The 8,224-nt window shown below is 71.0% G+C and carries 6 protein-coding genes and 1 pseudogene; 6 read left to right on the top strand and 1 reads right to left on the bottom strand.

The features are described 5' to 3' along the window. The 6 genes and pseudogenes from AC5020_RS11995 to AC5020_RS11970 all read left to right on the top strand — a co-directional run. Positions 1 to 468, top strand: a pseudogene (locus tag AC5020_RS11995) (L-arabinose isomerase); the annotation flags it as partial. A gap of 31 nt (positions 469 to 499) precedes the next feature. Next, positions 500 to 1,792 carry a D-arabinono-1,4-lactone oxidase gene (locus tag AC5020_RS11990; protein ID WP_464988469.1) on the top strand — a complete coding sequence of 431 codons (1,293 nt, stop codon included), beginning with the start codon at positions 500 to 502 and terminating at the stop codon, positions 1,790 to 1,792. 247 nt (positions 1,793 to 2,039) lie between these two features. Further along, positions 2,040 to 3,332, top strand: a complete 1,293-nt coding sequence (locus tag AC5020_RS11985) for an ABC transporter substrate-binding protein (protein WP_464988468.1) — start codon at positions 2,040 to 2,042, stop codon at positions 3,330 to 3,332. A gap of 1 nt (position 3,333) precedes the next feature. After that, the gene (locus tag AC5020_RS11980) at positions 3,334 to 4,287 is read left to right on the top strand and encodes a carbohydrate ABC transporter permease (protein WP_464988467.1); all 954 of its coding nucleotides are present in this window, start codon (positions 3,334 to 3,336) and stop codon (positions 4,285 to 4,287) included. Next, positions 4,277 to 5,233, top strand: a complete 957-nt coding sequence (locus AC5020_RS11975) for a carbohydrate ABC transporter permease (RefSeq protein WP_464988466.1) — start codon at positions 4,277 to 4,279, stop codon at positions 5,231 to 5,233. Before AC5020_RS11980 ends, AC5020_RS11975 begins: the two co-directional genes overlap by 11 nt. Then, on the top strand, positions 5,230 to 5,829 hold the full coding sequence (locus AC5020_RS11970) for a hypothetical protein (RefSeq protein WP_464988465.1): 600 nt from the start codon (positions 5,230 to 5,232) through the stop codon (positions 5,827 to 5,829). The genes AC5020_RS11975 and AC5020_RS11970 overlap by 4 nt, the downstream gene beginning before the upstream one ends. A gap of 18 nt (positions 5,830 to 5,847) precedes the next feature. Here AC5020_RS11970 and AC5020_RS11965 read toward each other — a convergent pair whose 3' ends face one another. Continuing rightward, positions 5,848 to 8,202 carry an alpha/beta hydrolase fold domain-containing protein gene (locus AC5020_RS11965; protein ID WP_464988464.1) on the bottom strand — a complete coding sequence of 785 codons (2,355 nt, stop codon included), beginning with the start codon at positions 8,200 to 8,202 and terminating at the stop codon, positions 5,848 to 5,850. Positions 8,203 to 8,224 lie beyond the last annotated feature (22 nt).

Below are 8,224 nucleotides of genomic sequence, written 5' to 3'. Positions count from 1 at the left end.
CTCGGCGCGCACATGCTCGAGGTCTCCCCCTCGCTGACCACCTCGAAGCCCTTTCTGGAGATCCACCCGCTGGGCATCGGCGACCGGGAGGACCCGGTGCGGCTGAAGTTCACGGCCGACGCCGGCCCGGCCGTCGTGGTGGCCATGAGCGACATGCGCGAACGCTTCCGCCTGATCGCCAACGTCGTCGACGTCGTCGAGCCCGACGAGGCGCTGCCGAACCTGCCGGTCGCCTGCGCCGTGTGGGAGCCCGCGCCGGACTTCGCGACCTCCGCCGAGTGCTGGCTGACCGCCGGCGCCGCCCACCACACCGTGATGAGCAACGCCGTGGACCTGGAGACCTGGCAGGACCTCGCCCAGATCGGCGACCTCGAGCTCGCCGTCATCGACGAGGAGACGACCGTGCGCTCCTTCGCCCAGGAGCTGCGCACCAACCAGGTCTTCTACCGCCTCGGCCAGGGCTTCTGAGCCGGCCCGGCGACACGACGAGGTGGAGCGCATGACCTCTCCCGAGCCCCGGCACGAGCCGGTCTTCACGGCCCCGGGCTCGAGCTGGTCGGGGACCATCGACTACGGTCCCGGCCCGCTGCACGCCCCGAGATCGCTCGAGGAGCTCCGGGAGCTCGTGGCCTCCTCCCCGCGGATCCGGGCGCTGGGCACACGGCACTCCTTCTCCGCCATCGCGGCGAGCGACGCGGACCTGGTGACCCTGGCGCAGCTGCCCGCGGACATCGACATCGACTCCGCGGCCGGCACCGCGCGCGTCGGCGCCGGCGTCCGCTACGGCGAGCTGGCCCTGGCAGCGGCCGAGGCCGGGTGGGCGCTGGCGAACATGGGCTCGCTCCCCCACATCTCGGTGGCGGGGGCCAGCGCGACCGGCACTCACGGCTCCGGCGACAGCAACCGCGCGCTGGCGGCCTCGGTGCGGTCGATCGAGATGGTCACGGCCGACGGCGACCTGCTCGAGCTCACCCGCGAGCGGGACCCGGAGATCTTCGGCGGGGTGGTCCTCGCCCTCGGCTCGCTCGGCATCACCACGCATCTGACCCTCGACCTGGTGCCCGCGTTCGAGGTGCGCCAGAGCGTCCACCTGGACTTCCCCGAGGAGCGGATGGGATCGGCGGATCTGCTGGCCATGCTCGCCGGCGGGTACAGCGTGAGCCTGTTCCACCACTGGGACGGCCGCATCGCCCAGGCCTGGGTCAAGCAGTCCGCCGCCGTCGAGGATCCGCTGCCCGATACGTGGCTCGGTGGCCGGCGCGCCCTGGAGGCCGTCCACCCGCTGCCGGGCATGCCGGCGGACTTCACCACCGACCAGACCGGCGAGCCCGGCCCGTCCCATGAACGCCTGCCCCATTTCCGGCTCGAGTTCACCCCGAGCAACGGGGAGGAGATCCAGTCGGAGTACCTCATCCCGCGCGAGCAGGTGGGCGAGGCGCTGGCCGCCGTGACGGAGCTGGGTGAGCGGATCCGTCCTCTGCTGCACGCCTCGGAGGTGCGCACCGTCGCGGCCGACGAGCTCTGGCTCTCCCCCGCCTACCAGCGCGACAGCGCGTGCGTGCACTTCACGTGGAAGCAGCTGCCGGCAGAGGTGGACGCACTGCTCCCGGAGATCGAGGAGCGCCTGGCCCCGTTCGCACCGCGCCCGCACTGGGGCAAGGTGTTCACCCTGGATCCTGAGACCGTGCGGGCGCAGTACCCGCGCCTGCCGGACTTCCTCGCCCTGCGCGACCGGCTCGATCCGGGCCGGAAGTTCACGAACGCTTACGTCGAGCGCCTGCTCGGGGCCTGAGGCCTCGGCGCGGCCTATCGGACACCGGGGCAACTTGTGGCAATCACAAGCCGGTAACGGTCAAACATCGGAGGGTAGCCGGGCGCGTGTCCCGCTTCACACCGGAGCAGGTGGAGCAGACGGTCGTAGCCGACCGCCACGGGAGCCGCGCACGGGTCGTGCGAGGACCGCGCGGACGGCAACGGCCAGCCGTCCCGGATCCCGCGGGACCGGTGACCACCTGTTCGCCGATGAGAGGACCGCGACGATGTTGTCACGCCGAACGCTCCTGGCCGGATCGGGTGCCTCGGCCATGGGCCTGGGCGCCGCGGCCTGCGGAGCGGACCCGGACTCCTTCGCTCAGGGACCGATAGATTTCAGCGCCGACGATGCCGAGCTCTCGGGCAGCATCAAGCTCGTCACCCCCGATTTCGTCGGAGATGCCCGACCTCAGTTCGACGACATGATCGGAGCTTTCACCGCGGCGCACCCCGGAGTCGACGTGGTCGTCGACCAGACGGATTGGGACAAGCTCAACGAGAAGCTGTCCACCTCGATCGCCGGTGGTCTCGTGCCGGACGTGATCATGTCCGGGGTGGGATGGACCCCGCCGTTCGCCCACAAGAACATCCTCGGCCAGATCCCGACCGACTACGTCGAGAGCCTGGGCCTGGATCCTTCGGTGCTGATCGCGACGACCTACGACGGGGGCCACTACTCGCTGCCCGTCGGGCTGGACTGCCGCTTCCTGGTCTACGACCCGGAGCTGTTCGAGGCGCGCGGGATCACCGAACCGCCCCGCGACCTCGACGAACTCGCCCTGGCGGCCCAGGAGCTGACCGGCGACGGAGTGGTGGGCCTGGATCTGCTGACCACCAGCATCCGCCAGGCCTGGATCCATCTGCTCTACGCCTTCGGAGGGCGGCAGTTCAGCGAGGACGGCCTGACCACGATGATGACCGAGGAGCCCGGCGCGCTGTGCACGCAGTGGATCCTCGACCGGATGGCCGATGGCTCGGTCGACTACAGCCTGCAGGCCGCCGAGGGTCAGCCCTCCCCCTTCCAGCAGGGCAGGGCCGCGATGCAGCTGGTCAGCACCGGCATCTGGAACCAGTGGGCGGAGATGACGCCGGAGCTGACCGAGGACGGCGCGGTCGGCATGTTCCTGCTGCCCGGCGCCCAGGGCGTCGATCCGGTGATGTTCCAGGGCGGGACGATGGTCTCGGTGAGCCGGCTGACGGAGAACCAGCCCGTCGCGTCGGCACTGGTCAAACACCTGATGAGCCCGGAGATGCTCGCCCAGGGCAACGCCGCCACCGCGAAGATCCCCCCGACCCCGGACATCCCCGCGACCCCGGAGATCGCCTCGAACCATCTCTCGACCTTCGCGCTGGAGAATCTCGAGCGCGCAGGCGCAGCCGAGGGCGGCTCCGCCGCCTGGATGGCGATCCGCGGCAACCTCGAACCCCACATCCAGGGCTGTCTCACCGGGCGCAAGAGCGTCACGAAGATGCTCTCGGACATCCAGACCCTCTGCGACGACGCGATCGGACAGCTCTGAGATGACGCACGCCACGCTCACCGCCCCGACCCCCGACCCCGCTGCGACGAAGCACGCCACCCGCCCGACGTCCCGGCGGACGGGGCCGCGCAGCGCCGAGGCCCGCTGGGGGATGCTGCTGGCGGCCCCCGCGACGCTGCACACCCTGCTGTGGATCGGCATCCCGATCATCGTCGCCACGGTTCTCAGCTTCACCTCGTACGACGTGATCACCAGCGCCCGCTTCGTCGGCCTGGAGAACTACGCGAGGATCCTCTCGGACACGCTGTTCTGGCGCTCGATCATGCACAACATCGTGATCGCCGGCGTCGGGATCCCGATCTCGATGTTCCTGGCCCTGGTCTTCGCGGTGCTGCTGAACCGGGCGATGCCGGCCCAGGGCATCTTCCGGGTGATGATCTTCCTGCCCCACATCACCGCGACCGTGGCCGTGGCGATGATCTGGCTGTGGATCTACTCGCCCTCGGAGAGCGGGCTGATGAACACCGTGCTGGGCCTGATCGGCATCCAGCCGCTGCCGTTCCTCACCGATCCGAGCCTCGCCCTGCCCGCGGTGATCCTGGTGACGATCTGGCAGGGCATCGGGCTGAAGATGCTCATCTACCTCGCCGCGCTCCAGGGCATCAACCAGGAGATGTACGAGGCCGCCGACATCGACGGAGCCGGCTTCGTCCAGAAGTTCTTCCGGCTGACCATCCCGATGCTGCGCCCGGCGACCTTCTTCATCCTGGTCACCTCGATCATCGCGAACTTCCAGACCTTCGATCTGATCTACATCCTCACCGAGGGCGGCCCGGCGAACGCGACGTCCGTGGTCACCTACCGCATCTACCAGACGGCTTTCCAGGAGTTCCGGATGGGCCTGGCCAGCGCGCAGTCGGTCGTGCTCCTGCTGCTGCTGGTCGTGCTGACCTTCCTCTCCCGCCGCATCGTCGGAGGTTCTGATGGCGACTGAGACGATCACCCCCGCTCCCGGTCCGGCTCCCGCGCCGGCCCCGCCCACCACCGGTCGAGCACCGGGCAGGCAGGCGAGCCTGCGGCGGCAGAAGACGCTCGCCAATGGCCTGATCCTGGCGTTCCTGATCGTCTCGTCGCTGGTGATGGCCGCCCCGTTCCTGTGGATGGCACTGTCCTCGGTGCGGGATCCCAGTGAGCTGGCCAAGATGCCGATGCCGCTCATCCCCCAGGATCTGCGGCCGGCGAACTTCACCGACGCCCTCTCCCAGGCACCGTTCGCCATCTATGCGCGCAACAGCCTCATCCTGGCCACCAGCGCCGCCGTGCTGAACGTCGTGTTCGCCTCGGCCTGCGGCTACGCGCTCGCGAAGCTCACGTTCCGGTTCTCGAAGTACGTGTTCGGCTGGATGGTCGCGTGCATCATGATCCCCTTCTACGCGACAGTCATCCCCGTCTTCCTCATCGCCCGCCACATGCCGCTGTTCGGCGGGAACTCGCTCCTGGGACAGGGCGGGACCGGCTGGATCGACACCTGGTGGGCACTGATCGTCCCCGGTGCCGTCTCCCCCTTCATGGTGTTCCTGTTCCGCCAGTTCTACGTCTCGACCCCGAGCGAGCTGATCGAGGCGGCACGGATCGACGGCGTCGGGGAGCTGGGCATCTACGCCCGCATCATCACGCCGCTGATCAAGCCGGGCCTGCTCACGGTGGCGCTGCTGAGCTTCGAGGCGGGATGGAACAACTTCCTGTGGCCGCTGCTGGTGACCTCCTCCGACAATCTGCGCGTGATCCAGGTGGGGATCTCCTCCTTCCGGGACGAGGCCGCGACAGAGTGGCATCTGCTGATGGCCGGCACGACCATGGCGGCGGTCCCGATGATCGTGCTGTTCCTGGTCTTCCAGCGCTACTTCGTCCAGGGCTTCGCCGCCTCGGGGATCAAGTGAGCGCCCGTCCGGCCGCGACCTATCACGGGCTGGTCCGCTTCTTCGTCGTGCCCGCCGCGGTGATCGCCGCGAACTGGGCCGCCCTGCTGGCGGCGCTGAGCGTGCTGGCCCTGGTGCCCGGCCTGGCCGGCGCCGCGCGCGTGCTGACCGGGATGGACGAGCACCAGGACTCGGCGTTCCGCTCGGTGCTGAAGCACGTGGCGGTGACCTGGCAGCGCGACCTGCCTGTCACCGCCGGGTCATGGCTGCTGCTCCTCGCCGTCCTCGGCAACGGCGCGCTGGTGACGACCCTGGACCCGGCTCCCCGCACCTTCCTGGTGGGACTGCTGGTGCCGGTGCTCTGGGTGCTGCTGGCCTGGATCAGCGCGTACGTCGCCCTGGCTTCGGATGCTGGCGCGACGCGCTCCGAGCTCACCCTGGCAGCGACCCGCGCCCTGGCCACGAGGCTCGGGCGGGCGCTGCTGGCGCCGGCGGTGATCATCGCGCTGTGCCCGCTGTGGCTGCTGGCGCCGATCACGCTGGCATGCGGTCTGTCCGTCCCGCCGTACCTGCTCGCGTCCCTGTGGGGCCGACGGATCGCGGCGCCGGCTGCCTAGCGTGCGGCGCCGCACCGCTCACAGCTCCTCGAGGAGCCGGGCCATCGCGTCCATCGAGGCGAAGGCCTGCGGCAGGCCCACCTTGTTCAGATGCCCGTGGGAGACGCCGCGACGGACGACGTACTCGACGTCGACCCCGGCCTCGCGCAGCTGCTCGGCGTAGCGGCGGGCGCTGAGGCGCAGGTCGTCGAACTCGTCGGCCTCGAGGTAGGTGCGGGGCAGCACGGCCAGCTGCTCGCGGCTCGCCAGTCCTGTGAACTCGTACGGGCTCGCCTCCGGCAGCGGCCCGCCGAGATAGTTCTCGGACATCTCCCGCATCCTCTCGGGCGGGAACCTGAGCATCTCCGGCGTGGCGGCGAGCGCCTCGGCCTCCTCGGGGGTCGCCTCCGGCATCAGCGGATGCGCCACCGGGTACATCAGCAGGGACGCCGCCGGTGGTGCGCCTTCCTCGGCCAGCCGGAGCGACGCGGTCGCGGCCAGGGCACCGCCCGCGCTGGCACCGCCGATCGCGATCCGGGCCGGGTCGATGCCGACGCTCTCGGCGTTCTCCCGGACCCACGCCATGGCCGCGCACGCATCGTCCAGCGGGATCGGGGCATGGACGGGGCCGGGACCGTCGGGGAACTCCCGCGCGGGTGTGCCGTCGGGCTGATCGCACAGGCGGTAGTCGACGGAGACCACGACCGCGTCGGCCCGGCCGGCGACGCCGCGCGCCACGTGGTCGCCCTCGGGCATGTCGAGGTCGCCGTGGACGAAGGCGCCGCCGTGCAGCCACACCAGGCAGGGGCGTGGGCCGGTGGCCGGGGCCTGCGGGGTGTACAGCCGCACCGGCACCCGGCCGTGCGGCCCGGGCAGGAGGCGGTCCTCCACGGTGAGCGGCCACTGCTCGGCGGGCCCGTACGGGGCCTCCCAGGCGCGCTGGGCGTCCTGCCCGGCCTCGTCCCAGGTGGCGTGGCCGCGCAGCGTGCTGAGCCGCGCGACCATGGCCGTCTCCGCGGTAGCGGTCTCCGCGGTGGCGGTCTCCGCGGTAGCGGTCTCCGCGGCGGGAGCCGATTCCTCGGACCTCGCGCGGCGCCGTGGTGTGCTGCGCAGGGCGATCTCGCAGTCGTAGTCCTGTGAGGAGCGCATGTCGCCGCGGAACCACAGCAGATGCGTGGTCTCCGGGTCGCCGGGGGCGATGATCGGGCGCAGGTTGTCGACCTCGGAGTCCCGGGTGAGCGGGGTCCATCGCCAGCTGCGGCCCTCGTCCTCGGTGCGTCCCTCGAACAGCTCGCGCCGGGCGAGGCGGGCGTCATCGCGCGGGTCGATGGGCGTGGAGATGACGACGGTATCGACGTCGTAGGGATCGATCGCGGCCAGGCCGGTGTAGTCCTGCTCGTGAGGCAGCAGTCCGGGGCCTGCCTTGGCCAGCGGCGAGGTGCTCCAGGTCCCGTCAGCCCCGAGGCGGGCGTAGACGAACCGCAGGTCGGGGACCTCGACGTTGCGGCCGAGATCCGAGCCATCGGGCGCTGCCACGTGGTCGGCGCGGGCCGTCATCACGGCGGCGAGCGTCCCGTCGGCCTCGCGGAGGTCTGTGGTCCACGCGTGGCTGAGGCGTGCGCCGCCGAGCTCGGTGCCGGCCTCCAGGACCGTGGTCAGCAGCGCCTGATCCGGGGCGGGCTCGCTCAGCAGCGGGGACTCCAGCGCGCGGCCCCGGCTGTCGTGGAGCCGGCCGCCGGAGAGATAGCCGTGGTAGATCGAGTTGTCGTGGTCGCGCGGGTGGTGGTCGGTGACCAGGAGGTGCAGGCCGCGCTGCCCGTCCGCGTAGCGGGCGTAGCCGTTGACGTAGCCGATCTTGGGGCGGCCGACGAGCCGGCCCGCGTACTGCCAGCTCTCTCCGTGGTCGGTGGAGACCAGGGCGCAGGGATCGTCGTTCACGGCCCGGGCGAAGCAGTACAGGCGGCCGTCGACCTCGCGCAGGTTGGAGTACGTGACGCCGCCGCCCGCGGTGTGCTCGCTCCAGTCGAAGGTCCGCTCCTCACCCCACGTGGTGGGGTCGCCCGGGGCGCTCACCCGCCAGCGGGTGAAGGGGTCGCTCTTGTGCCGGGTGTAGACGGCGAGCCAGCGGCCGTCGGGCCGGTGGAACAGCGCGGGGGCGTTGTGGTCATCGGCCTCCAGGCCGGGGTGCAGAGTGACGACGTCGGCCCGCCGGGAGGCCAGGTCCACGACCGTCAGATCCACATCTCCCCCGCGCCGGTGGCCGTGCTCGCCGCCGCCGGAGGCGACCGAGCCGACGACCAGGAACCCCTTCTCGGCATCGACCAGGGCGCGTTCGTCCTGGAACCAGCACCAGGCTCCGTTGCGGTTGATGACCTGCGTCGACGTGGTGTTCACGGTCACTGTCTCCTCTCGGCGG

Source organism: Brachybacterium sp. SYSU DS0246 (assembly GCF_059391765.1).
Note: the sequence above shows the minus strand (reverse complement) of the source record. Positions and strands in the feature narration are given on the sequence as shown.

What these genes read in the sequence shown, in the direction of transcription:
- AC5020_RS11990 (WP_464988469.1), top strand. Translation starts at nt 500, where the DNA reads ATGACCTCTCCCGAGCCCCGGCACGAGCCGGTCTTCACGGCCCCGGGC.
- AC5020_RS11985 (WP_464988468.1), top strand. Translation starts at nt 2,040, where the DNA reads ATGTTGTCACGCCGAACGCTCCTGGCCGGATCGGGTGCCTCGGCCATG.
- AC5020_RS11980 (WP_464988467.1), top strand. Translation starts at nt 3,334, where the DNA reads ATGACGCACGCCACGCTCACCGCCCCGACCCCCGACCCCGCTGCGACG.
- AC5020_RS11975 (WP_464988466.1), top strand. Translation starts at nt 4,277, where the DNA reads ATGGCGACTGAGACGATCACCCCCGCTCCCGGTCCGGCTCCCGCGCCG.